Annotated in this window: 26 protein-coding genes and 1 pseudogene; 18 read left to right on the forward strand and 9 right to left on the reverse strand. The window is 71.4% G+C overall.

All coding sequences use genetic code 11. The features are described 5' to 3' along the window. Positions 1-69: 69 nt before the first annotated feature. On the reverse strand, positions 70-993 hold the full coding sequence (mshD, locus tag ACFWSK_RS02450; RefSeq protein WP_383780882.1) for a mycothiol synthase: 924 nt from the start codon (positions 991-993) through the stop codon (positions 70-72). Positions 994-1,291: 298 nt separating this feature from the next. Between mshD and ACFWSK_RS02455 the strand changes: the two genes are divergently transcribed. Both ACFWSK_RS02455 and ACFWSK_RS02460 read left to right on the forward strand, forming a co-directional pair. Next, the gene (locus ACFWSK_RS02455) at positions 1,292-3,097 is read left to right on the forward strand and encodes a bifunctional metallophosphatase/5'-nucleotidase (protein ID WP_383780884.1); all 1,806 of its coding nucleotides are present in this window, start codon (positions 1,292-1,294) and stop codon (positions 3,095-3,097) included. Between the two features lie 164 nt (positions 3,098-3,261). After that, positions 3,262-4,155, forward strand: coding sequence for a phosphatidylinositol-specific phospholipase C (locus ACFWSK_RS02460; protein ID WP_383780886.1), 894 nt, complete (start codon positions 3,262-3,264; stop codon positions 4,153-4,155). A 37-nt stretch (positions 4,156-4,192) separates the two neighbouring features. Here ACFWSK_RS02460 and ACFWSK_RS02465 read toward each other — a convergent pair whose 3' ends face one another. The 6 genes from ACFWSK_RS02465 to ACFWSK_RS02490 form a co-directional block, all read right to left on the reverse strand. Further along, the gene (locus ACFWSK_RS02465) at positions 4,193-5,602 is read right to left on the reverse strand and encodes a sensor histidine kinase (protein ID WP_383780889.1); all 1,410 of its coding nucleotides are present in this window, start codon (positions 5,600-5,602) and stop codon (positions 4,193-4,195) included. 8 nt (positions 5,603-5,610) lie between these two features. Next, entirely contained in the window at positions 5,611-6,339 is a 729-nt protein-coding gene (locus ACFWSK_RS02470; protein ID WP_383780892.1) for a response regulator transcription factor, read from the reverse strand. Between the two features lie 42 nt (positions 6,340-6,381). Further along, entirely contained in the window at positions 6,382-6,564 is a 183-nt protein-coding gene (locus ACFWSK_RS02475; RefSeq protein ID WP_383780895.1) for a hypothetical protein, read from the reverse strand. Between the two features lie 49 nt (positions 6,565-6,613). Beyond that, positions 6,614-7,723, reverse strand: coding sequence for a S1C family serine protease (locus ACFWSK_RS02480; RefSeq protein ID WP_383780897.1), 1,110 nt, complete (start codon positions 7,721-7,723; stop codon positions 6,614-6,616). Between the two features lie 140 nt (positions 7,724-7,863). Next, complete coding sequence (locus ACFWSK_RS02485) at positions 7,864-8,907, reverse strand: LacI family DNA-binding transcriptional regulator (RefSeq protein WP_383780900.1); 1,044 nt, start codon at positions 8,905-8,907, stop codon at positions 7,864-7,866. A 24-nt stretch (positions 8,908-8,931) separates the two neighbouring features. Beyond that, entirely contained in the window at positions 8,932-9,738 is an 807-nt protein-coding gene (locus tag ACFWSK_RS02490; RefSeq protein ID WP_383780903.1) for a response regulator transcription factor, read from the reverse strand. 375 nt (positions 9,739-10,113) lie between these two features. On the opposite strand from ACFWSK_RS02490, the pseudogene ACFWSK_RS02495 reads away from it, so the two are divergent. The 8 genes and pseudogenes from ACFWSK_RS02495 (at position 10,114) to ACFWSK_RS02530 (ending at position 15,511) form a co-directional block, all read left to right on the forward strand. Continuing rightward, positions 10,114-10,964 (forward strand): annotated as a pseudogene (locus ACFWSK_RS02495) (alpha/beta hydrolase family protein). A 40-nt stretch (positions 10,965-11,004) separates the two neighbouring features. Beyond that, positions 11,005-11,259 (forward strand): MoaD/ThiS family protein, encoded by a 255-nt coding sequence (locus ACFWSK_RS02500; RefSeq protein WP_383780905.1) that lies wholly within the window; start codon positions 11,005-11,007, stop codon positions 11,257-11,259. Positions 11,260-11,269: 10 nt separating this feature from the next. Then, complete coding sequence (locus ACFWSK_RS02505; RefSeq protein ID WP_383780908.1) at positions 11,270-12,595, forward strand: hypothetical protein; 1,326 nt, start codon at positions 11,270-11,272, stop codon at positions 12,593-12,595. Positions 12,596-12,773: 178 nt separating this feature from the next. Next, positions 12,774-13,463: a DUF2993 domain-containing protein gene (locus tag ACFWSK_RS02510; protein WP_383780911.1), complete on the forward strand. Its 690-nt coding sequence runs from the start codon at positions 12,774-12,776 to the stop codon at positions 13,461-13,463. A 276-nt stretch (positions 13,464-13,739) separates the two neighbouring features. Then, positions 13,740-13,820 (forward strand): putative leader peptide, encoded by an 81-nt coding sequence (locus ACFWSK_RS02515; protein ID WP_350310325.1) that lies wholly within the window; start codon positions 13,740-13,742, stop codon positions 13,818-13,820. A gap of 146 nt (positions 13,821-13,966) precedes the next feature. Further along, positions 13,967-14,812, forward strand: a complete 846-nt coding sequence (locus ACFWSK_RS02520; RefSeq protein ID WP_383780914.1) for a sulfurtransferase — start codon at positions 13,967-13,969, stop codon at positions 14,810-14,812. A gap of 50 nt (positions 14,813-14,862) precedes the next feature. Further along, positions 14,863-15,150 carry a DUF1416 domain-containing protein gene (locus ACFWSK_RS02525; RefSeq protein ID WP_003968135.1) on the forward strand — a complete coding sequence of 96 codons (288 nt, stop codon included), beginning with the start codon at positions 14,863-14,865 and terminating at the stop codon, positions 15,148-15,150. Between the two features lie 100 nt (positions 15,151-15,250). Continuing rightward, positions 15,251-15,511, forward strand: coding sequence for a DUF3099 domain-containing protein (locus ACFWSK_RS02530; RefSeq protein WP_383780916.1), 261 nt, complete (start codon positions 15,251-15,253; stop codon positions 15,509-15,511). Between the two features lie 21 nt (positions 15,512-15,532). Here ACFWSK_RS02530 and ACFWSK_RS02535 read toward each other — a convergent pair whose 3' ends face one another. Beyond that, a complete protein-coding gene (locus tag ACFWSK_RS02535; RefSeq protein WP_383780918.1) occupies positions 15,533-15,895 on the reverse strand; it encodes a DsrE family protein in 363 nt (120 codons plus the stop codon). Positions 15,896-16,001: 106 nt separating this feature from the next. Here ACFWSK_RS02535 and ACFWSK_RS02540 point away from each other — a divergent pair, with 106 nt between their 5' ends. From ACFWSK_RS02540 to ACFWSK_RS02565, 6 genes are all read left to right on the forward strand, one after another. Beyond that, positions 16,002-16,910: a hypothetical protein gene (locus ACFWSK_RS02540; RefSeq protein ID WP_383780921.1), complete on the forward strand. Its 909-nt coding sequence runs from the start codon at positions 16,002-16,004 to the stop codon at positions 16,908-16,910. Then, positions 16,907-17,728, forward strand: coding sequence for a hypothetical protein (locus ACFWSK_RS02545; RefSeq protein WP_383780924.1), 822 nt, complete (start codon positions 16,907-16,909; stop codon positions 17,726-17,728). Before ACFWSK_RS02540 ends, ACFWSK_RS02545 begins: the two co-directional genes overlap by 4 nt. Then, positions 17,725-18,597 (forward strand): hypothetical protein, encoded by an 873-nt coding sequence (locus ACFWSK_RS02550; RefSeq protein WP_383780926.1) that lies wholly within the window; start codon positions 17,725-17,727, stop codon positions 18,595-18,597. Before ACFWSK_RS02545 ends, ACFWSK_RS02550 begins: the two co-directional genes overlap by 4 nt. A gap of 236 nt (positions 18,598-18,833) precedes the next feature. Further along, complete coding sequence (locus tag ACFWSK_RS02555) at positions 18,834-19,406, forward strand: FABP family protein (protein WP_383780929.1); 573 nt, start codon at positions 18,834-18,836, stop codon at positions 19,404-19,406. A 45-nt stretch (positions 19,407-19,451) separates the two neighbouring features. Beyond that, the gene (locus tag ACFWSK_RS02560; protein ID WP_383780931.1) at positions 19,452-19,901 is read left to right on the forward strand and encodes a Fur family transcriptional regulator; all 450 of its coding nucleotides are present in this window, start codon (positions 19,452-19,454) and stop codon (positions 19,899-19,901) included. A gap of 51 nt (positions 19,902-19,952) precedes the next feature. Next, the gene (locus tag ACFWSK_RS02565; protein ID WP_383780934.1) at positions 19,953-20,918 is read left to right on the forward strand and encodes a YgfZ/GcvT domain-containing protein; all 966 of its coding nucleotides are present in this window, start codon (positions 19,953-19,955) and stop codon (positions 20,916-20,918) included. A gap of 31 nt (positions 20,919-20,949) precedes the next feature. Here the strand turns inward: ACFWSK_RS02565 and dtd are convergent, their stop codons facing one another. Next, positions 20,950-21,399 (reverse strand): D-aminoacyl-tRNA deacylase, encoded by a 450-nt coding sequence (gene dtd, locus ACFWSK_RS02570; protein ID WP_383780936.1) that lies wholly within the window; start codon positions 21,397-21,399, stop codon positions 20,950-20,952. Positions 21,400-21,513: 114 nt separating this feature from the next. On the opposite strand from dtd, the gene ACFWSK_RS02575 reads away from it, so the two are divergent. Further along, positions 21,514-22,254: an ABC transporter substrate-binding protein gene (locus ACFWSK_RS02575; RefSeq protein ID WP_383780938.1), complete on the forward strand. Its 741-nt coding sequence runs from the start codon at positions 21,514-21,516 to the stop codon at positions 22,252-22,254. A 47-nt stretch (positions 22,255-22,301) separates the two neighbouring features. Then, complete coding sequence (locus ACFWSK_RS02580; RefSeq protein WP_383780941.1) at positions 22,302-23,279, forward strand: asparaginase; 978 nt, start codon at positions 22,302-22,304, stop codon at positions 23,277-23,279. Positions 23,280-23,323 lie beyond the last annotated feature (44 nt).

A 23,323-nucleotide genomic window follows, 5' to 3' on the forward strand; every position in this document is an offset into this window, starting at 1 on the left:
AGTAGTGAAAGGGTGGTGCAAAGAAGGGGCGGCGTCAAGAGACGCCGCCCCCGGGGAAGTTGTCGCTGCTCAGGACTCCGTGCGGTACATCAGGTCCACCTCGTGCGTCACGAAACCCATGCGCTCGTACACCTTCAGGGCCGCCGGGTTGTCCGCGTCGACGTACAGCATGGCGGTCGGCAGCCCCTCGGCCGCCAGATGGCGCAGGCCGATCGCGGTCAGCGCCTTGCCGAGGCCGCTGCCCTGGGCATCGGGGCGGATGCCGACCACGTACACCTCGCCGAGCTGCTCCTCGGCGTGCACCTTCGTCCAGTGGAAGCCGACGAGCTCGCCGTCGCGTTCGGCGAGGAAGAAGCCCTTCGGGTCGAACCAGGGCTGGCCCTCGCGGTCGTCCAGGTCCCGCTGGGTCAGGGAGCCCTGCTCGGGGTGGTGGGCGAAGGCGGCACGGTTGACGTCGAGCCACGCCGCGTCGTCCTCGCCGGGTACGAACGTACGGATGGTGACCCCCGGGGGCAGCACCGGCTCGGCGATGACGGAACCGGCCAGGGGGCGCCGGAGCTGGCGCAGTTCCCGGAACAGGGAGAGGCCGAGCACCTGGGCCAGATGCCGGGCCGCGGACTTGCCGCCGTGCGCCCAGACCCGCAGCCGCTTCCCGGTCGACGCGAGGAGCGCCGCGCCGAGCGCGCGCCCGTGTCCGTGGCCGCGGTGGGAGGGGTGCACGACGAGTTCGGCGGCCGGCGCCTCGACGGGGTCGGTGTCCTCCAGCTGCGCGTACCCGGCGAGGATGCCGTCGGCGGTGAGCAGGAAGTGCCGTACGCCTTCGCGGTGCCCGCCCGTGAGCTGTAGACGCCCCTGCTCGGAGACCGCCTGCCTGCCGTCGTTCCGGGTGGCCTCTGCGAGCAGGTCGAGGACGGCGTCGGCCTGCTCGGGGGTGAGCGCGTCGAGGGTCTGGATCTCGCGTCCGGGAGAGGGGAGGGGTACGTCTGTCGTCATGTGTACGAGCGTACGGCGGGCGGAGTGGCGGAGGTGGGGGTGCGGCGCGGGTCGGCACCTGCCCGGGGGCCGCCCGGGGCGTACCGGCTGGTGACGCCCCTGCGTGCCGTGACGTTTCTGCCCGGCTATGTGCGCCAAAGGAGGGATGTGCGCCAGCTGGTCCCCGTACCGACCGGGAAGCAACCCGGTCGTAACCCGAAAGCCCTGTCGCGCTACGCGCGTTGACTCTAGGCTGCGTCCGGAAGTCTTCACCCTTACCGCAACTCCCAAACCCTCCCGCTGAACTCAAAGGGGACCGATGTCAGCGACTTCGCAGAAGAACCGGGCGTCCCGGCGGGTGCTCGCCGCCGCGGCCGGTCTTGCCACCGTCGGCGCACTCGTCGCCGCGATGCCGGCCGGTGCCGATGACCGCGGCGCGGACCGCCACGGGTCCGGGCGCACCGTCGACGTGCAGCTGCTGTCCTTCAACGACCTGCACGGCAACCTGGAGCCGCCCGCCGGTTCGGCCGGCTCGGTCACCGAGAAGCAGGCCGACGGCACGACCAAGGCCATCCCGGCCGGGGGCGTCGAGTACCTCGCGACCTCGCTGCGCACCGCGCGCGAAGGCCACCCGTACTCCGTCACCGCGGCAGGCGGCGACATGGTCGGCGCGAGCCCGCTGCTGTCCGGTCTCTTCCACGACGAGCCCACCATCGAGGCGCTCAACGGGCTCGACCTCGACGTGTCGGCGGTCGGCAACCACGAGTTCGACGAGGGGGCCACCGAGCTGGGCCGCCTCCAGAACGGCGGCTGCCACCCGGTCGAGGGCTGCTACGAGCCCGGCAAGACCTTCGAGGGCGCCGACTTCCCGTACCTCGCGGCCAACGTGACGAACGAGAAGACCGGCAAGCCGGTCCTCAAGCCGTACACGGTCTGGAAGAAGAACGGCGTCAGGATCGGCTTCATCGGAGTGACCCTGGAGGGCACCCCGAACATCGTCACGGCCAACGGCGTCAAGGGCCTGAAGTTCCACGACGAGATAGAGACGGTCAACAAGTACGCCAAGGAGCTGGACCGCCAGGGCGTCAAGTCCATCGTCGCGCTGATCCACGAAGGCGGCGCGCCCGCCTCCACCGCGTACAACTACGACTGCGACAGCCCCGGCGCCGGTGACGGCATCTCCGGGCCGATCGTCGACATCGCCAAGGGCATCACGCCGAAGGTCGACGCCCTGGTCACGGGCCACACCCACCAGGCGTACGTCTGTACCGTCCCGGACCCGGCGGGCAAGCCGCGCATGGTCACCTCGGCCTCGTCGTTCGGCAAGATCTACACGGACACGACCCTCACGTACGACCGCCGCACCAAGGACATCGTCCGTACGTCGGTGAGGTCCGCGAACCACGTCGTCAGGCGGGACCAGGCCAAGGCCACCGACATGACGGCCCTGATCGCCCGCTGGAACACCCTCGCGGCTCCGATCGCCGGCCGGCCGCAGGGCTTCATCGCCGCCGACATCAACGGCCGCGGTTCCACGGCCCCCGAGAAGCCGCTCGGCAACCTGATCGCCGACGCGCAGCTGGAGGGCCTGGCCCCCGCGGACAAGGGCGGGGCGCAGCTCGCCTTCATGAACCCGGGCGGTATCCGCTCCGACCTCGTGTACGCGCAGTCGGCCGGTGAGGGCGACGGCGTGGTGACGTACGGCGAGGCGTTCACCGTGCAGCCGTTCACCAACATGATGAACGTCGTCGACCTGACCGGTGCGCAGCTGATCACCGCGCTCCAGCAGCAGGTCAGCGGCTCCAACGAGGCGTCCCCCAAGATCCTCCAGGTGTCCAGGGGTCTCACCTACACGCTGGACATGACCAAGTCGGGTGCGGCCCGTCTGGTCGCCGACAGCGTGAGGCTGAACGGTGCGGCCATCGACCCGGCCGCCTCCTACCGCGTCGCGATGAACGAGTTCCTCGCGGGTGGCGGCGACGGCTTCGCGGCCCTCGGTCAGGGCACGAACAAGCTGGTCGGCCCCTCCGACCTGGACCTGTTCAACGCCTACCTGGCGGCGCACTCCACGGCCTCCGCGCCGCTGGCCCCGCCGGCCACGGACCGGATCACGATCATCAAGTAACTCCGCATACGTGCGAGTGGGCGGGCGGGGGGCCGATGGGCCCTCCGCCCCGCTCCGCGTTTCGGCGCGTGCGCTCGGGTTCGCAGCGCCGGGCCCTGTTCCGATTTTGAGGTGTACGCGTCATAATCCCAGCCTGATCCCACGGCTGACGGAGGCACCCCCGCATGAGCCCGTACACCGCCACCCGCCGGACCTTCCTCACCGGCGCCCTCGCCGCGACGGCCACCGCCGTCGTCGGCGGGGCGCAGGCCACCGCGGCCTCCCGGCGGGCTCTCGGCACACAGGACTGGATGGGCGCACTCCCGGACGCCACAACGCTCCAGCGCCTCACCATTCCGGGCTCGCACGACTCCGGGGCGCGGTACGGCGGGCCCTGGGCGGAGTGCCAGAACACCACGATCGCCCAGCAGCTGAGCAGCGGTATCCGTTTCCTCGACGTACGCTGCCGGATCACCGGCGACTCCTTCGCGATCCACCACGGAGCCGCTTTCCAGAACATGATGTTCGGTGACGTCCTGATCGCCTGCCGGGACTTCCTGGCCGCCCGGCCGGCCGAGACGGTGCTGATGCGGGTCAAGCAGGAGCACTCGCAGGAGAGCGACGCCGCGTTCCGGCGCGTCTTCGACCAGTACCTCGACACCAAGGGCTGGCGGTCGCTGTTCCGGCTCGATCCCACGCTGCCCGACCTGGGCGGGGCGCGCGGCAAGGTGGTGCTCCTCGCGGACAACGGAGGATTGCCCGGGGTCCGGTACGCCGATCCGGCGGTCTTCGACATTCAGGACGACTACATGGCGGAGCCGTTCGCGAAGTACCCGAAGATCGAAGCCCAGTTCCGCAGGGCGGCCCAGCAGCCGGGCAAGCTCTTCATGAATTACGTGAGCACTTCCGCCCTGATGCCACCCCGCTGGAACGCGGACCGGCTCAACCCGCAGGTGCACGCGTTCCTCGACGGGGCTGGGACGGCGGGCTGGACCGGTCTCGGCATCGTCCCGCTGGACTATCCGGCGACCCGCTCGGGACTGGTCGAATCCCTGATACGGCACAACCCCGTGGGCTGACCCGCCCGGCGGGCCCACGGCCGCGACAGGGCGGACGTCAGGCCGGCGGCGCGTCCGGCGGCGGCTGCGGCGCGCCCGGCAGCGTGATCGACGCCTCCGTGCCCTCGCCGCCGGCCGCCGGGCGCAGCGTGATCTCGCCGCCCGCCTGGTGGACCGTGCGCGCCACGATGGAGAGGCCGAGGCCCGAGCCCGGGAGCTGGCGGGCCGACGGGGAGCGCCAGAAGCGCTCGAAGACGTGGGGGAGTTCTTCGGCGGGGATGCCGGGGCCGTGGTCCCGGACGGTCAGCTCGCCCCGGTGCAGGGTGACTTCGACCGTGCCGCCCGGCGGGCTGAACTTCACCGCGTTGTCGAGGACGTTGACGACCGCCCGCTCCAGCGCGGCCGGTTCCGCCCGTACGTACCAGGGGGCCAGCTCCTCCGTGATGCTCAGCTCGGGGCCGCGCAGCCGGGCCCGTTGCAGGGCGGTGCGGGTGATGTCGTGCAGCGCGACGACCTGGAGGGGGCCGGGCTGGGCGGCGTCGGGCCGGGCCAGTTCCTGGAGGTCGCCGATGAGGGAGGCCAGCTCGGTCATCTGGGCCTTTACCGAGGTCATCAGTGCCTTGCGGTCGTCGGGCGGGATGGCCCGGCCGGTCTCGTCGCTGCGGGCCAGCAGCTCGACGTTGGTCCGGAGTGAGGTGAGCGGGGTGCGCAGCTCGTGGCCGGCGTCCGCGATGAGCTGGGACTGACGGTCGCGCGAGGTGGCCAGCGAGGCGGTCATGGAGTTGAAGGACCGGGAGAGGCGCGCGATCTCGTCCTCGCCCTCGACCGGGATGCGGACGGTGAGGTCCTCGGTGCGGGCGACGTGCTCGACGGCCTCGGTGAGTTCGTCGACCGGGCGCAGGCCGGAGCGGGCGATCCAGAGGCCGGCGGCGCCTGCGCCGATGACGCCGATGCCGGAGACGATGAGGAGGACGAGCGCCAGTTCGTTGAGGGGGTCGGTGACCTGGTCCATCGGCATGGCCACGGACACGGCCAGCCCGGTCTGGCGGCCCGGCGGGCCGGCCGAGGTGTAGACGCGCATCTCGGTGCCGTCCTCGGCCTCAGTGGTGTGGACTGCATCCCGGCGCAGTCCGGCGGCCACGGCACGGTCGGCGGTCTGGACGGGGATCGAGGACTTCTCCGGCTGTGTACAGGGGTCCGTTCCCGTCGCCGACACCAGTTGGAGTGTGTACGGGGTCGGCAGCAGGCGGAGATTTTCGGGCAGCCGGTCGGTGCAGCCCAACTGGAGCACCTGGACCGTCTCGCTGTTGGGCTTCACCTGGCTCAGGGTCGTGTCGAGCTGTTCGGTGAGCCGGTCGCGGGTGGTCACCCAGCAGGCGAGGGCGACCGCCGCGACCGCCACCGCCACCGCCGTGGCGACCAGCAGCGCGAGCCGCGAGCGGAGCGGCAGCGCACGGATGCGGCGCAAGGGCCCCCTCACTCCCCACCCCCCGACCGCAGCGCGTACCCCACGCCCCGGACCGTGTGGACGAGGCGGGTTTCGCCGCCCGCTTCCGTCTTGCGGCGCAGGTACATCACGTACACGTCCAGGGAGTTGGAGCTCGGCTCGAAGTCGAAGCCCCAGACCGCCTTGAGGATCTGCTCGCGGGTCAGGACCTGCCGCGGGTGGGCCAGGAACATCTCCAGGAGCGTGAACTCGGTGCGGGTCAGCTCGACGCGGCGGGTGCCGCGCGTGACCTCGCGCGTGGTCAGGTCCATCCGCAGGTCGGCGAAGGACAGCACGTCGTTGCCGGGGACGTCGCCGCCCGCCGCAGCCGCGTACGAGCTGCGGCGCAGCAGGGCGCGGATGCGGGCGAACAGCTCGTCCAGCTCGAAGGGCTTGACCAGGTAGTCGTCGGCGCCCGCGTCGAGGCCGGTGACCCGGTCGCCGACGGTGTCGCGGGCGGTGAGCATCAGGATGGGCGTGGTGGTGCCGGTGGACCGGATGCGGCGGGCGGCGGTGAGGCCGTCCATGCGCGGCATCTGGATGTCCAGGACGATCAGGTCGGGGGCGTACGACTCCGCCTTGGCGAGGGCGTCGTACCCGTCGACGGCGACCTCGGTGCCGTACCCCTCGAACGCGAGACTGCGCTGCAGGGCCTCGCGCACGGCGGGCTCGTCGTCGACGATCAGGATGCGCTGCGGATCGTCTTCGGCGGGGCTCATCGCTGGTCGTCCTCTTCTCGTTCCGGCCTCATCGGGGTGCTGTCAGCCTCGCACGGCCGTGGTGCGACGGCGTGCGGCGCGACGCTTGCGGCCGGTGGGGGCCGAGGTGGCGCTGATCTCGTGGGCGCGCCCGGGGGCCGTCAGGGCGGCCATGGCGGTGGCGAGCGCGAGGGGCAGGGCCAGGCCGGCCGGGCCGGTGGCGGAGTCGTCTGAGCTGTCGTTCATGTCGGCCTCCTCGGCCTGTTGACGCGGGGACGTCGCTGTGACGCTTCGGTCAGGAGTCGTCGCCCGCCCGCAGGGTGTCCAGGTCGGCCTTGACGGTGTCGACCGGGATGGCGAAGCCGAGGCCCACGCTGCCCGCTGCGGAACTTCCCGCGGAGCTGGCTGAACTCGGCGAGTACATCGCGGAGTTGATGCCGATGATCTCGCCGTTCATGTTGATCAGCGCGCCGCCGGAGTTGCCGGGGTTGAGCGAGGCGTCGGTCTGGATCGCCTTGTACGTGGTCTTCGACGTACCCGTGTCGCCGTTGAACTGCCGGCCTCCGAACTCGAACGGCCAGTCGCTGCCGCCCTGTTGCTGCTGGCTCTGGTCCGAGCCCTCGGAGTCCTTCGCGACCGTGACGTCGCGGTCGAGGGCCGAGACGATTCCGCTGGTGACGGTGCCGGTCAGGCCCTCGGGCGAGCCGATCGCCACGACCTGGTCGCCGACCTTCACCTCGGAGGAGTCGCCGAGCGAGGCCGTCTTCAGCCCGCTCGCACCCTGGAGCTTGATGAGCGCGAGGTCCTTGTCGGCGTCGGTGCCGACGACATCGGCGGTGTACTTCTTGCCGGTGCTGAGCGTGACCTCGATCTCGGATGCGCCGGAGATGACGTGGTTGTTGGTGACGATCTCGCCGTCGGACGTGATGACGACGCCGGAGCCGGTGGACTGGCCCGCCGTCGACGTCGCGCCGATCTCGACGATCGCGGGCGACACGGCCGCCGCGACACCGGAGACGGTGCCCGCGCTGCTCTGCGAGACGGTTGTGCCCTGCACGGCGCCGCCGGAGCCGGTGGTGTTCGTGCCGCCGTCGGTGAGCTGTCCGATGAGGGTCGCGGTGCCCCCGCCGACCACCGACGCCGCGATCGCCACGGCCGCCAGCAGCGCGACCGGGCGCTTGGCACGGCGCGCGGGCTTCGGGGGCTCGGGCGCGGACTGCGGCGGCGGGTAGCCACCGGGACCACCGGCGTCGGCGCCACCGCCGCCGGGCCAGACCGTGGTGCCGGGACCAGCGGCGATCGGCTGCGCGGGCTCGTACGGGGGCGGCGGCGGGTAGGCCGCTTCGCCGTTGCCGTACGAGGGGTACGTCGGGTACTCGCCGCTCGGGCGGTGGCTCTCAGTCATGTACACGAGCGTGTCCGGCGAATATGAGAGGAGGCTGAGGGTGCTCTGAGAAGCCCGGCAGAACCCTGTATGCCCCATATAAGGCCGGGGGCGGGCTGCGGGGGCAGGGAGACGCCGGCGCGCTGTTCGGAGCAGGGAGGCTACGGAGCCTGGGCCGCAGGTTCCCCGCATCCGCACGACTGCCGGATGACCAGCGCCGAGGGGAACTGCTTCAGCCGCTCACGGCGCGAACCCGCCACGCGCAGCGAGTCGTCGAGGACCAGGTCCACCGCGGCCCGTGCCATCGCAGGCCGGTCGGAGGAGACCGTCGTCAGCGGCGGGTCGGTGAGAGCGGCTTCCTTCACGTCGTCGAAGCCCGCCACCGCCAGCTCGCCCGGCACGTCGATGCGCAGCTCGCGCGCCGCCCGCAGCACACCGATGGCCTGGTCGTCCGTGGAGCAGAAGATCGCCGGGGGCCTGTCGGGGCCTGCCAGCAGCCGCAGGGCCGCCTGATAGGCGTCGTAACGGTTGAACGGGGCCTGGAAGAGCCGGCCCTCCGTGGACCGCCCGGACTCGTGCATCGCCCGGCGCCAGCCCTCGACGTGGTCCGCGACCGGGTCGCCGACCGAGGGGGTCTGCTCCGTACCGCCGAGGCAGGCCACGTACGCGTGGCCGTGCTCCAGCAGGTGACGGGTGGCGAGCTGGGCGCCGCCGACGTCGTCCGTGACGACCGCGACGTCGTCGATCGCCTCGGGCCGCTCGTGCAGCAGCACCACGCGGGCGTCCCACGCCTCGATCTCGGCCGCGGCCCGCTCGCTGGGCCCCTGGCTGACCAGGATGAGCCCGGAGACCCGCATACCGAGGAACGCGCGCAGGTAATGGACCTCGCGTTCGTCCCGGTAGTCGGAGTTGCCGACGAGGACCATCTTTCCGCGTTCGGACGCGGCTTGTTCGACCGCGTGCGCCATCTCCGCGAAGAACGGCTGCCGGGCGTCCGGCACGATCATGCCTATGAGGTCGGTCCGCCGCGAGGCCATCGCCTGGGCGACCCGGTCGGGCCGGTAGCCCAGCTCCTTGATCGCGGCGAGTACCCGCTCGCGCGTGGCCGGGGCGACCGGCCTGGGTCCGTTGTTGATGACGTAACTGACGACCGCGGTCGACGTCCCCGCCAGTCTCGCCACATCGTCCCGCGTCACCTTGGCCACGCGCGGCAGTCTACGCGGATGGACCTACCTGGCGGCAGGCCGGACCGGGGCTTCTTCCGTGACCTCGGACTCCTCCGGCTGCTCCGAACGGGTTACGGGTTCCGGGGTGGCCCTCGTCGCCGCCTGAGCCTTGGCCTCCTCGGCCGCGGCACGCTCCACCTTCTCCGGTGCGACGAAGCGGTAGCCGACGTTGCGGACCGTGCCGATCAGCGACTCGTGCTCGGGGCCGAGCTTGGCGCGCAGCCGCCGGACATGGACGTCGACCGTCCGCGTACCGCCGAAGTAGTCGTATCCCCAGACCTCCTGGAGCAGCTGGGCGCGGGTGAAAACCCGGCCCGGGTGCTGTGCGAGGTACTTGAGCAGTTCGAATTCCTTGAAGGTCAGGTCGAGGACCCGTCCCTTGAGTTTCGCGCTGTACGTCGCCTCGTCCACCGAAAGATCACCGTTACGGATCTCCATCGGGGAATCGTCGGCGACGATCTGCTGGCGTCCGGTGGCCAGCCGCAGCCGTGCCTCGACCTCGGCCGGGCCCGCGGTGTCCAGCAGTACGTCGTCGATGCCCCAGTCGGCGGTGACGGCCGCGAGGCCGCCCTCCGTGACGACGAGTATCAGCGGACAGCCGGGTCCCGTGGACCGCAGCAGCTGACAGAGCGAGCGCACCTGCGGAAGGTCGCGCCGGCCGTCGATCAGAATGACGTCGGCACCCGGGGTGTCGACGAGAGCGGGTCCTTCGGCGGGGGCGACCCGCACGCTGTGCAGCAGTAGACCGAGGGCGGGAAGCACCTCCGTCGACGGTTGGAGCGCATTGGTCAGAAGCAGCAGTGAACTCATCGCCGCCCACCTGCCTGGGTCATCGGTCGATCGTGCACGGTTCGCTCGCCCATTACGTCAGTCCTCCTCGTTCCCTGCGAGAGGGGCACTCCCGGGTCGGACCCGGGGGAGTAGTGCGGCACTGCTTCGTACGGCCGTACGACGTGTGGCCCGAGCCGCTCGTCATACGGGTTTAACTGGTACGGCCCCGCGCCCGGGGGCCGCTGAGCTTGTTGAAACGTCTCCGTAACAACGCGTGGAAAGCACAAAAGGACCCGGGGGCTGCATTGCCCGAGTCCTCTTCGAAGCAGAATAACCCACATGCGCTCTGTCTCCGAGGGTCCGTTTCCGAGTTCTTCTGTTCGCTTGATCACGCGGGCGCCTCTCCGCACCACGTTGCGGACCGATGACGGGACCCGGATCGAGGCGGTGTACGAGCCGTGTACGGCGGGTGCCGCAGCCGCGGCCGGCGGGGTGGCCGCCGGGACGGCGATCGTCGTCGCGCACGGCTTCACCGGCGCGGCCGACCGGCCGGCGGTGCGCCGCGCCGCGCGGGCGTTCGCGCAGCGTGCGGCCGTGATCACGTTCTCCTTCCGGGGGCACGGGAGGTCCGGCGGCGTGTCGACCGTGGGGGACCGCGAGGTTCAGGATCTGGCGGCCGCGGTGGCCTGGGCGCGGGCACTGGGGCATGAGCGGGTCGTTACGGTCGGGTTCTCCATGGGCGGTTCCGTGGTGCTGCGCCATGCCGGGCTGTATACGGACCGGTCGCAGCCGTGGACGCCCTGTCACTCGTCGGGGCGTCGGACAGGGGTGGCGGAGGCATTGCGGCGCACAAAGGGCGCATAGAGGCGCGCGCTGCGGCGCACACGGACGCCGTGGTCGCCGTGAGCGCCCCCGCGCGCTGGTACTACCGGGGTACGGCTCCGATGCGGCGCCTGCACTGGATCGTCACCCGCCCGGCAGGCCGGCTCGTCGGCCGCTACGGTTTCCGCACCCGGATCGACCGCAGGGACTGGGACCCGGTGCCGCTCTCCCCGGTCTCCGCCGTCCCGCTGATCGCCCCGGCGCCGCTGCTGATCGTGCACGGCGACCAGGACCCCTACTTCCCGCTGGACCACCCCCGGATGCTGGCCGGGGCCGCCGGGGGCAGCGCGGAACTGTGGCTGGAGCGCGGCATGGGGCACGCGGAGAACGCGGCCGACGAGAGCTTGCTCACGCGCATCGCCGACTGGACGGCCGCGCTGTGACCGATGATGGACAACTGACGCACGAGGAAAGGGTGGAGCCATGGCAGCGGGAACGATCCGCTACTGGGCCGCGGCCAAGGCCGCCGCGGGGACCGCGGAGGAACCGTACGCAGCGGCGACGCTCGCCGAGGCGCTCGACGCGGTGCGCGAACGGCACCCGGGCGAGCTGACCCGCGTGCTGCAGAGGTGTTCGTTCCTCATCGACGGTGACCCCGTCGGGACCCGTGGCCATGAGACCGTACGGCTTGCCGAGGGCGGCACGGTCGAGGTGCTCCCGCCGTTCGCAGGAGGGTGAACCGCAGACCATGAGCAGCGATCAGCAGTATCCGTACGGTCAGCAGTACGAGGACGGGGACGGGCACCCCGGCGCGCAGCAGCCGCAGCCGCCCGCCGGTGAGTACGCGGGCGGGCCGTACCCCGATCCGTACGCGGGTCAGCGGTACGCCGACCCGTACGCCGGTCAGCACACGGACCCGGCCCACGCGCAGCCGCAGCAGCCGTACGGCGACCCCGCCCCGTACGACCCGCAGGCGGCCTGGCCCACGCACCAGGCGCAGCAGACCGCGTCGCCGGAGAACTGGGGCCGGTCCGGCCAGGGTGCGACGCAGACCTGGCAGGGGCAGACCTGGGACACCCAGTACCAGCCGACCGTGCAGCCGCAGCCGCAGCCGCAGCCGCAGCCGCAGGCGCCGCAGCAGCAGTCGCACCAGCAGCCGCAGGCGCCGCACCAGGGCGCGTCGGGTTCTTACCCCCTGCCTCCCGAGGTGCCTGCCGCCCCTGCCGCCCCTACGGCCCCGGCCGGGGTGCCGGACGGCACCTCCGGTGCGCCGGAGGCCGCCACCTACAGCTCGCCCACCACCGCGGGCAACGCCCGGATCACCGATGCCCAGCGCGCCCGCGCCGAGGGCCGCTCGCCCATCATCGCGCCGGGTATGCAGCCGGCCGGCATCACCGCCGCCCTCGGTCTGCTGCTCGCGCTCGGTGCGGCGATCGGGTCGTACGCCCTGCTCGTGCCGCTCGTGCTGCTCCAGGCGGTGACGGCCGCCGGATGGTTCAGGCTCAACGGCATGTGGCCCGCCCGCCAGGGCATCGCGCTCGCCTTCATGGGCGGCTTCGCCGCCGATGTCGCTCTGCTCGCCGCGGGCCGGGAGAACGCCGCGGCGGCGCTCCTGGGCACGCTCGGCGTCTGGGTGCTGCTCACGCTGGTCCTCCAGCTGCGCAGCCACGCGGGCGCCGACGAGCGGATGTACGGGCTGATGGCCACCGTCGTGTCGGCGGCGCTCTCCGTCCTCGCGGCCGGACATCTGGCGGCCGTCCCGGACGCGGTGACCGTGGGCGGTGTCGCCGTGGCCGCCGCCGTGCTCGCCAGGGCGCTCCCGCTGCCGGGTGCCGCTTCGGTCGTCGTGGCCCTGCTCGCGGCCGCCGGTGCGGGTGTCGCGATGGGCGGGTTCACCGACTACGGCTCCAAGGCGGCGTTCCTCGGGCTCGCCGCCGGTGGCTGCGCGCTGATCGGGCTGCGGGTGGCGAGCTACGACTACCCGTCGCGGTTCGTGCACATGACGGCCGGGGTGGCACTGCCGCTGACCGCCGCGGCCCCCGCCGTCTATCTGATCGGCCGCGCGATCGCCTGACGTCCCCCTCCGCCCAGGTCGCACGCCCCCACGTGTCCTTCGTCGCTTTCCGGCCGTTCGCCGCCGCCCGGGGAACCGGGTGGTGTTCCGGCTCGTCGATCACCACGGGCGTGCTGCGCCGTCGCAGTAGGCTCACGCGCACCGGGGGTCCGAGCGCTCAGGTGGGGGAGGAACAGGCATGCGTGCACTGCGGATACTGCTGATCATCGCGGTGGTTCTGGGTGGCGTCTTCGTCGCCGTCGACCGCGCCGCGGTGTATTTCGCCGAGTCCGAGGCGGAGGGCCGGGTGCGGTTCAGCGGTGCGGAAGCGGGCTCGACGGACGTCTCGATCAAGGGCTTCCCGTTCCTGACCCAGGTGGCCGGATCGGAGCTCGGCCAGGTCGACGTCAAGCTGACCGGCATCCAGGCGAACGCCGCCGGCCGCACGCTCCGGATCAGCGAGATCAGGGCCCAGCTGCACCAGGTGACCCTGGGCGAGGGCTACACGAGCGCGACGGCCGCCCGTGCCACGGGTACGGCCGTCGTCTCGTACGACGACCTCACCGAGGCGGCCGACAAGGGCGTCACCGTGGCCTACGGCGGCAACGGCAAGGTGAAGGTCACCGGCGAGATAGGCATCCTCGGCCGCACCCTCTCGCGCAGCGTGCTCTCCACCGTCACGCTGGTCGACGGCGACACCGTCCGGGTGCACGCGGACGAGGTCCCGGGTGAGGGCATCCCCGGCCTGGAGGGCCTGGTCCGGCAGAAGACGGACTTCGAGCGCAGGATAGGCGGCCTGCCGAACGGCCTGAAGCTCCAGAAGATCGAGGTCACCGAAGGCGGCCTGGAGATCTCGGTGACGGGCGCCGACGTCCCACTCGCCGGCTAGGGCCTCTCGTTTGGCGAAAGACCCCAGGTCCCGACCTGACGTCCTGACGTACCGCTCGGACACACGGCGCATATGGGGCAAGACCAGGTCGTATGCCCGCTCATCCACATACTGAGACGGCCGCGTCCGGCCCTCGGGTGACTCTCGGGCGCGGACCTCCCGGCGGCGGCCCGCGGCACGGTGTGAGGCGTTTCGCGTCTCGTATCGCGGACGATCGTGTCTCACCATCCGACACGACGGTGACATCTCCGCCCGTACCTCCCTACGATCGGACGCATGAAGCGACAGGCGGATCTCACGAAGCGGCGGGCAGTAGACCTGTGCCGCGTCGCCGCCATGCTCTGTCGCACCTTCTGAGCGGGATCGCCTCCCGTTTCCCCCCGGCCCTTCGACCGTTGTCAGGGCCCGCCCCGTGCCTCCGTACACGCACTGGCCCCATGCATCCGCGTGTACACCCCGCACATCGCACCACCCCGCCGCAGACTGCCCCGGAGGAGAACCACATGAGCCGCGCAGACGTCCTGGTAGACGCCGACTGGGTCGAGGCCCACATCGACGACCCGAAGGTTGCCATCGTCGAGGTCGACGAGGACACCTCGGCGTACGAGAAGAACCACATCAAGAACGCGATCCGGATCGACTGGACCAAGGACCTCCAGGACCCGGTACGCCGTGACTTCATCGACCAGGCCGGCTTCGAGAAGCTCCTGTCCGAGAAGGGCATCGGCAACGACACCCTCGTGGTCCTCTACGGCGGCAACAACAACTGGTTCGCGTCGTACGCCTACTGGTACTTCAAGCTCTACGGTCACCAGGACGTCAAGCTCCTCGACGGCGGCCGCAAGAAGTGGGAGCTCGACTCCCGCGACCTCGTCGACGGCGACCAGATCCCGTCCCGCCCGGCCACCGCGTACAAGGCCAAGCCGCAGGACGAGTCGATCCGTGCCTACCGCGACGACGTCGTGAAGGCGATCGGCAGCCAGAACCTGGTCGACGTGCGGTCGCCCGACGAGTTCAGCGGCAAGCTGCTCGCCCCGGCGCACCTCCCGCAGGAGCAGTCGCAGCGCCCCGGCCACGTGCCGAGCGCCCGCAACATCCCGTGGTCGAAGAACGCCAACGACGACGGCACCTTCAAGTCGGACGACGAGCTCAAGGCCCTGTACGAGGCCGAGCAGGTCGACCTGGCGAAGGACACCATCGCGTACTGCCGCATCGGTGAGCGCTCCGCGCTCACCTGGTTCGTGCTGCACGAGCTGCTCGGCCAGGAGAACGTCAGGAACTACGACGGCTCGTGGACCGAGTACGGCTCCCTCGTGGGTGTGCCGATCGAGCTCGGCGCCAACAAGTAAGTCTGCGGACCACATACCAGCACGACACCCGACCAGAAGGACAGAACACCATGTGTGGAGCACAGGCCGGCGGCCCCGACGCTTCGACGATCAAGCCCGGTGAGACCACCATCCAGGGCAGCGTGACCCGCGACGGCGAGCCCGTCACCGGTTACGTCCGTCTGCTGGACTCGACCGGCGAGTTCACCGCCGAGGTCCCGACCTCGGCGACGGGACAGTTCCGCTTCTACGCGGCCGAGGGCACCTGGACGCTGCGCGCCCTCGTGCCGGGCGGCAGCGCGGACCGCACGGTCGTCGCACAGACCGGTGGCCTCTCCGAGGTCGCCATCGCTGTGTGATCCGTAGCGCACGACCGGCCGAAGGGCCGCACCCCAGGGGGTTGGACGCCACCTGGACAGGGGTGCGGCCCTTCGCGCCGTCTGGACCTACGCTGGAGGTATGTACGCACGGCGCCGCCGCGCCTATTTCCTGCTGATGGGCGGATGCATCGTCCTCTTCGTCTCCGCCTGGGCGTTCGTGCGCCTCTGGTCGATTCCGGTCGCCGTCGGCATGTGCGTCGTGGCGATGGTCATCCCGCCGGTCGCGGCAATCGTCGCCAACCGGCGCGGCCCGGAGGACCGTTGGTGGGACGACCCCTCCGGTGACCGGACGTCGGACGAGTGGTGGGACGAGCTGGACGGCAAGAAGCGCCGCCCGTAAGGGGGCGGAAGCGGCGGGCGCTCAGTACACGAGGGCCTGGACGCCATCCGCCATGATCTCCTGCACGAAGACCTGCGCGCCCGCGATCCGTACGCCTTCCAGGACGTCCTTCTCGGAGATGTCGCGCCGCGCCGCACACTGCGTGCACAGGGTGATCAGGCCGCCCGCCCGGACCGCCTCGACCAGGTCGGGCAACGGGGCGGAGTGCGGCAGCTCGAACTCGGCGGCCCGGCCCGGCAGGGCGAACCAGGCGGACTCGCCGGTCAGCCAGAGCGAGACCTCCACGCCACTTGCGACGGCCACGGCCGCCACGGTGAACGCCTGTGAACAGCGCTCGGGGGAGTCGGCCCCGGCGGTCACCTTGATCACGAGCTTCTTCGACATATGCCGAACTGTAATCGGCGGCCGTGCAACCTCCCCGGGTACCTGAGGGTCAGTTGGGTGCGCAGGTAACGGAATCTGCGCCTCAGGTCTCGTGGGGGGACCCCTTTTGGAACTGAACGACACCATTTCCGACGCGCAGGCCGCGCAGGCCGCGCAGGCCGCGCAGGCCGCGCAGGCCGGGCAGGCCGCGCAGGCGGTCGCGTCCGCGCCGCCCGAAGCGCCGCCCGTCGCGCCGCCCGGGCCACCCTTGGTTCCGGCAGCCGGTCCGGACCCGGTCGCGCCGCCGCGCCGCCGCCCGCGCGGCCGTACGACCCTGCTGATCGCCGCCGCCGCGGTGCTCGGCATCGCGGGCGGTACGGCCGTCGGATACGGCATCCAGGCCGAGCGCGCGCCGACTCCGCTGACCGCACTGTCGCAGCCCGGCCTCGCCCACCCGGCGAAGCCGCTGTCCGCGGACCAGGTCCCGGACCCGCTGCCCGCCTCGCAGGACCGCCAGGCCGCGACCGACGGCGATCTGCGCAAGCTGCTGCTCGCCAAGCCCAAGGGCCTGGGCACGCTCGACGAGCCGACGCTCCACGACGGCTGGGTGAGCCTGGAGGACTACGCCCTGCACTTCGAGGACGAGGCGTACATGTACGAAGAGCTCGTCTCCACGGACCTGCGCCGGATCGCGGGTGCGAGCTGGGAGCGCGGTCAGCGCGAGGTCCACATCCGGCTCGTCCAGTTCCGCAGCGGTACGGAGCTGGGGGCGGTCGACCACGCCGAGGGCCAGCTGTCCTACATGGACGGCAGCGAGAACGGCGCGGGCAACGCGGGAGACGCCATCAAGGGGAGCGGCAACGGCCGCTACTACCTCTACCCGGTCAAGAACAAGGCGGGCTATCTGCCGCTCCACCAAGCCCGCGCCGTCGCCCAGCGGGGCGACGTGATGATGGAGATCGACATCTTCGACACCAAGTCGATCGCCAAGAAGGACATCCGCACGCTGGCCGAGCGACAGCTGGAGCGCCTGTGAACGACGACGTCACACCTGCCCCGGCCGTGACACCCGAGCCCGCGGTAACGCCCGCCCCGGCCGAGGCTCCCGCACGGCCCGGGAGGGTCCGCCGGGTGGTCCTCGGGGTCCTGCCCTTCGTCCTGGTGCTCGGCGCCGTGGGCGGGGCCGCCGCGTACACGAAGACCACCGTGGACGGGGCCGACCGGACCGTCACCACCACCGTCTGGCAGAAGCCGGACCGCGAACCGGCCAAGGACCCGGCGGGCGACCCGCCCCGCGGCCGCGCCGTCACCGAGCTGAGCAAGCTGCTGCTGCCCGCTCCCTCCGGTTACCGGCTCGGCCCCGACATGGGCGCCGACGGCAACGACAGCGAGACGAGCGGCCGGAAGGCCGCGGCGGCGATGAAGGAGTCCGGCCGCGGGCTCGCCGGCAAGCAGCGCCGCGAGCTGGAGAAGCGGATCGACCGGTACGACATCCAGGGACTCGTGCGGCGTTCGTACGTCGCCGACACCGACGATCTCGTCGTGGAGACGCAGATCGTCAAGATGAAGGACCGCAAGGCCGTCCGCGACATGTACACCTTCAGGACCGGCCTGATGGATGCCGTCGGCGTGTTCCGCGACGGCCCGAAGATCAAGGGCCACAAGCACGCCACGTGCTTCCGGATGCCCAAGGACAGCAAGACCGACCTCGACGGCATGCACTGCGCCGCCTACGACGGCGGGGTGCTCCTGATCCTCGCGGCGACGGGCAGCGAGCCGTTCGACGCGAGCGCCGTCGCGGACCTGCTCAAGGACCAGCTGGACCACGTCGCGTCCCCGGGGGAGTACGTATGACCGAGCCGACCGAGCCGACGACCGAAAAGCCGACGGCCCCGGCCGAAGTGCCCGCACCAGTCGCACTACCCGCACTACCCGCACCGCCCGCCCCGGCCGCAGGCCCCCGGCCGTCGCGCCGCGCGCTGCGCGCCGTCGCCCGCTGGACCGCCGCCGTGCTGGTGTGCGGCGGCCTCGGCACCGGGACGGCGTACGGGATCGCGTCCATGGAGCGCACCGACGTACCCGGGCTCGCCACCGAGGGCGACGGCCGCTGGGACTACCCGCAGTTGGCCCTGCCCGCACTGCCGTCCGGAGCGCCGAGGCCCCTCTCGTACGGCAATGCCGCCGGGGTGCACCATGCCGACCTGCGGAAGCTTCTGCTGCCCGTCCCGGCCGGAGCCACCGCGGACGGGAAGCTGACCGGCGGCTGGGTGACACCCGGGCAGTACGCCTCCGAGTACCGGGCGGAGAAGCGCGCCGACATCACCCGGACGCTCCGCGACTCCGCGCTGCGGCACATCGCGGCGCGCGGCTGGACGATGCCGGACGGCACCGAGTCCCGGATCTATCTGCTCCGCTTCAACTCGACCGCGTACGCCGAAGGGTTCCGCGACGACCTCCACATCGGCGCGACCGCGGGCCTGCCGCTCGCCACGGCGCCGGACACGGACTTCGACGAGAGCTGGAAGAGCTCCGGCCGGGTGCACGACACCGTGTCGTACGTCTTCAGCGAGAAGAAGCCGTCCGGTGCGGAGCACGTGCGCCAGGCGTACATCGTCTCCGGGGACACCGTCGCCCTGATCGTGCACTCCAGGGACGGCAGGGCGGCCACGGAGCGGATTCCGTTCCAGCAGTCGGTGATCCTGCAGAACCAGCTGCTCGGCTGAGGACCTGGACGAGAGCGCCGGGCCCCAACCCATTAGGCTGGGGCCCGGCCCCGTACTGCGGCCACATCGTTCGTTCCGAGGAGCTCCCGTGCTTGAGGCATTCTTCTCCGCCCTGCTGATCCTGGTGTGTGTCGGCGTGCTCGCCTTCGCCGGTCTGACCGTGAAGAAGCTCTACCAGGGCCAGCGCTGACCCTCGCCGAACTCCGCCTCTCCCTCACAGATGGTCTGAGCCGCTCATGATCGAGATTCCGTCCGACCTCCATCCGGACCTGGTCCCGCTGGTCTTCCTCCTCGGTAACTGGACGGGCGCGGGCGTGTCCGACTTCCCCGGCGCCGAGAAGTGCAACTTCGGCCAGGAAGTCTCCTTCACGCACGACGGCCGGGACTTCCTCGAGTACGTCTCGCACTCCTGGGTGCTCGACGACCAGGGCAACAAGGTCCGCCCGCTGGAGAGCGAGTCCGGCTACTGGCGTGTCGACAAGGACCGCAAGGTCGAGGCCGTCATGGTCCGTGACCAGGGCATCGTCGAGATCTGGTACGGCGAGCTCGCCGACAAGAAGCCGCAGATCGACCTGGTCACCGACGCGGTGGCCCGTACCGCGGCCTCCGGCCCGTACAGCGGTGGCAAGCGGCTCTACGGCTATGTGAACAGCGACCTGATGTGGGTCGGCGAGAAGGCCACCCCCGACGTCGAGCTGCGCCCCTACATGTCGGCGCACCTGAAGAAGGTCGTCACGCCGGAGGAGGTCGCCGAGATGGCGAAGAGCCTCGGTGACATGCCGGACGACGGCATCGCCTTCTTCAAGTAGGCGCAGCACCTGGGGCCGGTGCTCACCGACACCTACACTGGGCCTGTGGTGAGCACCGACTGGAAGACAGATCTTCGGCAGCGTGGCTACCGGCTGACGCCGCAGCGTCAGCTTGTCCTGGAGGCGGTCGACGCGCTGGAGCACGCGACGCCCGACGACATCCTCTCCGAGGTGCGCAGGACCGCGTCCGGTGTGAACATCTCCACCGTCTACCGGACCCTGGAGCTCCTCGAGGAACTCGGTCTGGTCAGCCACGCCCATCTGGGCCACGGCGCTCCCACGTACCACCTGGCGGACCGCCACCACCACATCCACCTGGTCTGCCGGGACTGTGCGAACGTCATCGAGGCCGACGTCGGCGTGGTCGACGACTTCACCGCCAAGCTCCGGGCCACGTTCGGCTTCGAGACGGACATGAAGCACTTCGCGATCTTCGGCCGCTGCGCGGACTGCGCGGCGAAGGCCGGCGGCGAGCCGGTCCCGTCCGGGGACTGAGGCGACCGAGGGCCCCGGCGGCCGGTTGCCCCCGGGCCGTAGGCTGGGCGCATGAAGAGCCCCTTGCTGTCCCTGCCCGGCGCCGTCCCCGCCGAAGGGCGCGACGAAGGTGTCGCCGGGCACTACGGTGACCTGTTCCGCGAACAACGCGCCCTCGCCGGCGGCACCGGCCTCGTGGACCTGTCCCACCGCGGAATCGTCACGGTCACCGGCGACGACCGGCTGGCCTGGCTGCACCTGCTGCTGACCCAGCACGTCAGCGGACTCGCGCCCGGCCAGGCCACCGAGGCGCTGATCCTCTCCGCGAACGGGCACATCGAGCACGCCCTCTACCTCGTCGACGACGGCGACACCGTGTGGATGCACGTCGAGCCGGACACGCAGGGCGAGCTCATCGCCTATCTGGAGTCGATGAAGTTCTTCTACCGGGTCGAGGTCGCCGACCGCACCGGCAGCTTCGGCGTCGTGCACCTGCCGGCCGGTTCCATCGCCGAGGCCCCCGAGGGCGTGGCCGTACGGGAGACGCCGCACGGCCGGGACCTCTTCCTGCCCCGCGCCGACCTGGAGGCGTACGCCGCCGCGCACGGCCCGGCGGCCGGAATCCTCGCGTACGAGGCGCTGCGCATCGAGTCGCACCGCCCGCGGGTCGGCTTCGAGACCGACCACCGCACCATCCCGCACGAGCTGGGCTGGATCGGCACCGCCGTCCACCTCCAGAAGGGCTGCTACCGCGGCCAGGAGACCGTCGCGCGCGTCCACAACCTGGGGAAGCCGCCACGCAGGCTGGTCTTCCTGCACCTGGACGGCAGCGAGGTGCTGCTGCCGGGTCACGGAACGCCGGTACGGCTGGCGGCGGACGGTCCCGAGGGCCGTCAGCTGGGCTTCATCACGACGTCGGCCCGCCACCACGAACTGGGCCCCATCGCGCTGGCCCTGGTGAAGCGGAACGTGGCCGTGGACGCCGAACTGATGGCGGGGGACACGGCGGCGGCCCAGGAGACGGTCGTCGAGCCGTAGTTCTCCTACGCGCCGGTGTCCACCGCCGCTGCTACACCTCGATCAGCACCGTGAACGGGCCGTGGTTCGTGAGCGAGACACGCATGTCCGCTCCGAACCGGCCCGTCTCCACGTGCGCGCCGAGTGCCCGCAGCTGCGCCACCACCTCGTCGACCAGGGGCTCGGCGATCTCTCCTGGTGCGGCGGCGTTCCAGGTGGGCCTGCGGCCCTTCCTCGCGTCCCCGTAGAGGGTGAACTGCGAGATGACCAAAAGCGGCGCATTCACATCGGAGCAGGACTTCTCGCCCTCCAGGACGCGTACGCTCCACAGCTTCCGGGCGAGTTGTGCCGCCTTCTCCGGTGTGTCCCCATGGGTGACCCCCACCAGCACACACAGGCCCTCGCCGACGATCTCGCCGACCACTCCGGTCCCCGACGGGCCGTCCGTGGCGCCGGCCACGGTGACGGACGCGCCGTCCACTCTCTGCACCACTGCACGCATACAGACCAACCTATCTTGGGCTGAACGGGTACAGAGCACCTGCGTGGGAAGCATGTGGGGTGGCACCATGCACGTGCCGGTGTGCCGACGCACCGGTCGAGGGGACGGAACAGCATGAGTACATATGGAGCCGGGCAAGCACCCGGTGCCGTACCGACGACCCGTACCGGCATCATGCGGCCACCCGTACAGCGGACCGGTGTCCCACAGGGGCCGGGACAGCAGGGCGCGGTCCATGGGCTGGGCCCGGCGGCCGCGATCCTGCCCGCGCCCGGACACGTGTCCGTACCCGGACAGTCCGTCGTACCCGAAGCGTCCGCCGTGCCCGGCCAGCCCGTCGTGGCCGGTGCTGGGGAGGCACTGTCCGCTGTGCGCGCCCAGCCCGAGTTCCGCGGCCTGCGCCTGCCGGAGCTGCGCACGCTCCGCAAGGACGCGCAGCGCGACGAGGCCGACCTCAGTTACGTACGGAGGCTGGTCCAGGGCCGTATCGACATCCTCAAGGCCGAGCTGGCCCGCCGCCGGGACCCGGAGACCCCGGTCGTCGACCGGCTCTCGGAGATCCTCGCCGACACCCCGTCCCTGCACCGGACCTCCGCCCGGCACGTCACCCTCACCACGCCGCGCAGCGACGAGTACCGCCAACTGGCCGCGGAGACGCTCGCCGACGTGGAACTGTCCGACCTCGACGCCCGGACGGACGACGAGCTGCACAGCGCCATGGGGCGGCTCGTCCGCTACGAGCAGCAGGTCTCCCGGCGCCGTCACCGCCTCCAGCGCACCGCCGACGATTGCAGCGCGGAGATCGCGCGCAGGTACCGTGACGGGGAAGCACAAGTAGACGACCTGCTCGCCTGAGGCAATCCTTCCGGGGGTGGGTCACCGCCCGTCCCCGGAAGGCCACCATGACCTCCAGCGCCGCCCCCTCGCCCGCCATAGCCTCCGCCCGGCCCGTCCTGGCCGAGGTCGTACGGTCCGGTTTCGTCGAGGGCCTCCACCGGGGGTCGCTGGTCGTACTGGCGGCCGACGGCAGTGTGGAGTACGCGCTGGGGGACCCGGCGGCGCCCGTCTTCCCGCGCTCCTCCAACAAGCCGATGCAGGCCGCCGCGATCCTGCGGGCCGGGCTGGACCTCGGCGGGGAGCGGCTGGCGCTGGCCGCGGCGAGCCACTCGGGAGAGGGCTTCCACCTCGATCTCGTACGCAAGATGCTCGCCGAGCACGGACTGACCCCCGACGATCTCCAGACCCCGCCGGATCTGCCGCTGGACGCGGTCGAGGCCGAGTCGTACCTGGCATCCGGGCAGGTCCGGGAGCGCCTCACGATGAACTGTTCAGGCAAGCACACGGCGATGCTCGCGGTCTGCGTACAGAACGGCTGGGACACGGCGAGCTATCTCGACCCGGCGCACCCGCTCCAGCGGCTGGTGCACCAGGTGGTCGAGGAGGCGGCGGGCGAGCCGGTCGCCTCGGTCGGTACGGACGGCTGCGGGGCCCCGCTGATGGCGATCGGTCTGGTGGGCCTGGCGCGCGCGTTCCGGTCCTTCGTCCTCGCCGAGCCGGGCACGGCGGAGCGCCGGGTCGCGGATGCGATGCGTGCCCACCCGGAGTACGTCGCGGGGACGCGCCGCCCCGACACCTGGCTGATGCGGGAGGTGCCGGGCACGCTCTCCAAGATGGGTGCGGAGGCGGTCCAGGCGGTGGCCCTCGCGGACGGCAGGGCCCTGACCTTCAAGATCGACGACGGTGCGACGCGGGCCCTGGGTCCGGTGCTGGCCCGTTCGCTGGAACTGCTGGGCATCGACGCTCCGGTGGTCTCCCGGATCGGCCGGGCGCCGCTGCTGGGCGGCGCCGCCGAAGTGGGCGGGATCCGCGCGGCGTTCTGACCTCGGACGGCCGTGGGGCGGCTGTGAGGTGGCTGTCGGCCGGT

The organism is Streptomyces sp. NPDC058620 (assembly GCF_042717135.1).
GTDB lineage: Bacteria > Actinomycetota > Actinomycetes > Streptomycetales > Streptomycetaceae > Streptomyces.

Excerpts from the sequence above, each read along its gene's own strand:
- ACFWSK_RS02525 (WP_003968135.1), top strand. The coding sequence starts at position 14,863 with ATGTGTGGAGCACAGGCCGGCGGCCCCGACGCTTCGACGATCAAGCCC.
- ACFWSK_RS02490 (WP_383780903.1), bottom strand. The coding sequence starts at position 9,738 with ATGAGTTCACTGCTGCTTCTGACCAATGCGCTCCAACCGTCGACGGAG.
- ACFWSK_RS02510 (WP_383780911.1), top strand. The coding sequence starts at position 12,774 with ATGCGTGCACTGCGGATACTGCTGATCATCGCGGTGGTTCTGGGTGGC.
- ACFWSK_RS02475 (WP_383780895.1), bottom strand. The coding sequence starts at position 6,564 with ATGAACGACAGCTCAGACGACTCCGCCACCGGCCCGGCCGGCCTGGCC.
- ACFWSK_RS02580 (WP_383780941.1), top strand. The coding sequence starts at position 22,302 with ATGACCTCCAGCGCCGCCCCCTCGCCCGCCATAGCCTCCGCCCGGCCC.
- ACFWSK_RS02550 (WP_383780926.1), top strand. The coding sequence starts at position 17,725 with ATGACCGAGCCGACCGAGCCGACGACCGAAAAGCCGACGGCCCCGGCC.
- ACFWSK_RS02520 (WP_383780914.1), top strand. The coding sequence starts at position 13,967 with ATGAGCCGCGCAGACGTCCTGGTAGACGCCGACTGGGTCGAGGCCCAC.
- ACFWSK_RS02515 (WP_350310325.1), top strand. The coding sequence starts at position 13,740 with ATGAAGCGACAGGCGGATCTCACGAAGCGGCGGGCAGTAGACCTGTGC.
- ACFWSK_RS02480 (WP_383780897.1), bottom strand. The coding sequence starts at position 7,723 with ATGACTGAGAGCCACCGCCCGAGCGGCGAGTACCCGACGTACCCCTCG.
- ACFWSK_RS02530 (WP_383780916.1), top strand. The coding sequence starts at position 15,251 with ATGTACGCACGGCGCCGCCGCGCCTATTTCCTGCTGATGGGCGGATGC.
- ACFWSK_RS02505 (WP_383780908.1), top strand. The coding sequence starts at position 11,270 with ATGAGCAGCGATCAGCAGTATCCGTACGGTCAGCAGTACGAGGACGGG.
- ACFWSK_RS02460 (WP_383780886.1), top strand. The coding sequence starts at position 3,262 with ATGAGCCCGTACACCGCCACCCGCCGGACCTTCCTCACCGGCGCCCTC.
- mshD (WP_383780882.1), bottom strand. The coding sequence starts at position 993 with ATGACGACAGACGTACCCCTCCCCTCTCCCGGACGCGAGATCCAGACC.
- ACFWSK_RS02575 (WP_383780938.1), top strand. The coding sequence starts at position 21,514 with ATGAGTACATATGGAGCCGGGCAAGCACCCGGTGCCGTACCGACGACC.
- ACFWSK_RS02500 (WP_383780905.1), top strand. The coding sequence starts at position 11,005 with ATGGCAGCGGGAACGATCCGCTACTGGGCCGCGGCCAAGGCCGCCGCG.
- dtd (WP_383780936.1), bottom strand. The coding sequence starts at position 21,399 with ATGCGTGCAGTGGTGCAGAGAGTGGACGGCGCGTCCGTCACCGTGGCC.
- ACFWSK_RS02535 (WP_383780918.1), bottom strand. The coding sequence starts at position 15,895 with ATGTCGAAGAAGCTCGTGATCAAGGTGACCGCCGGGGCCGACTCCCCC.
- ACFWSK_RS02555 (WP_383780929.1), top strand. The coding sequence starts at position 18,834 with ATGATCGAGATTCCGTCCGACCTCCATCCGGACCTGGTCCCGCTGGTC.
- ACFWSK_RS02470 (WP_383780892.1), bottom strand. The coding sequence starts at position 6,339 with ATGAGCCCCGCCGAAGACGATCCGCAGCGCATCCTGATCGTCGACGAC.
- ACFWSK_RS02565 (WP_383780934.1), top strand. The coding sequence starts at position 19,953 with ATGAAGAGCCCCTTGCTGTCCCTGCCCGGCGCCGTCCCCGCCGAAGGG.
- ACFWSK_RS02455 (WP_383780884.1), top strand. The coding sequence starts at position 1,292 with ATGTCAGCGACTTCGCAGAAGAACCGGGCGTCCCGGCGGGTGCTCGCC.